This window comes from Sinomicrobium soli, assembly GCF_003285545.1.
Taxonomy (GTDB): domain Bacteria; phylum Bacteroidota; class Bacteroidia; order Flavobacteriales; family Flavobacteriaceae; genus Sinomicrobium.
On the sequence record NZ_QLNV01000040.1, the window covers coordinates 1 to 1,316 of the forward strand.

At 44.2% G+C, this 1,316-nt stretch carries 1 protein-coding gene; it reads left to right on the forward strand.

Translation table 11 applies throughout. From position 1 onward, the window contains the following. Positions 1–271 precede the first annotated feature (271 nt). Entirely contained in the window at positions 272–1,261 is a 990-nt protein-coding gene (locus DN748_RS18930; RefSeq protein ID WP_112373401.1) for an IS110 family RNA-guided transposase, read from the forward strand. The last annotated feature ends 55 nt before the right edge of the window (positions 1,262–1,316 follow it).

Consider the following 1,316-nt stretch of genomic DNA (forward strand, 5'->3'; position numbering starts at 1 on the left):
CCGGCCTTTAGATTTGTAAATATAAATAAAATCTATAATGATGATGTTGAAAGAGGGGGGGTCTGGGGGGAGACTAATAACTTGACAAAATGTTCATAATTTTATGGGTAAACAAAAAAGAACGGGGTGAACTTTCTGACCGGTCAGGTTTATGGCCTATTGCCTGTATCAGTCCCCGTTCTTGATAACGGTTGCCAGAACCATATAGGATTTTAGTCCCACCTTTTAAAGGTCTTAGTTTAAGCAACCATAATAAAACCATTGTAAAATTATGAAAATAAACGAAGTCGTAGGCATCGATGTGAGCAAATTAACATTGGATTGCCAACTGCACTGTAAGAACGTGCACATGGTCTTTGAAAACCATTCTGAGGGGATTGCCAAGATGTTGGAATGGGCGCAAGAGCGTGAAAATAAAGAAAACGTATTGTTCGTTTTTGAGCATACCGGGCTGTATTCCCATCTTCTGACCAAGTTATTGACTTGTTCAGGTTGCCTTTTCCATGTAGCCCCAGGGTTGGACATCAAACGCTCCTTGGGGATTACCAGAGGGAAGGATGACAAGGCTGATGCAAAAAGCATTGCTTTGTACGGGTATAGGATCCGGGAAGAGATCACCCCTTTCCAGCCCTGTCCCGAAGTCTTGGAGGTTCTCAAAAGACTCATGTCCATGAGGAAAAAACTGGTTGTACAAAGAGGCGGTCACATGGCAACATTGGGAGAGCAAAAAAGGGTGTTGGACCACCAGGAAAACAAAATACTCTTCCAGGCACAAGAGGAGGTCATCGCTGTGCTTAACAGGCAGATAACCCTATTGGAAAAAGAGATGGACAGGTTAATCGAACAGGATTCCGAGTTATGGGAACTCTACAAGCTCTTGACCAGTGTCAAGGGGATCGGTGGCGTTACCGCCCGATTCCTTATTGTTCACACAGCAGGGTTCTCCGCCTTTAAATCGTGGAGGAAGTTTGCTTCCTACTGTGGAATAGCCCCGTTCCCTAACCGATCGGGTACAAGTGTCAGGGGCAGGACCAAAGTAAGCCACTTAGCCAATAAGGAAGGGAAAACATTATTGAACCTGTGTGCCACATCCGCCATCCAGTCCAATCCGGAAATGAGGGCATATTATCAAAGAAGGGTACAGGAAGGAAAAAACAAGATGAGTACCCTAAACATCATAAGGAACAAACTGCTGGCAAGGGCTTTTGCGGTAGTCCAAAGAGGGACACCTTATGTGGATACAATGAGGTACGTCCCTTAGAATTATAGAAAAAATTTATGAACAAAACTTGTCTGAGTCATAGGATACAGGCAGG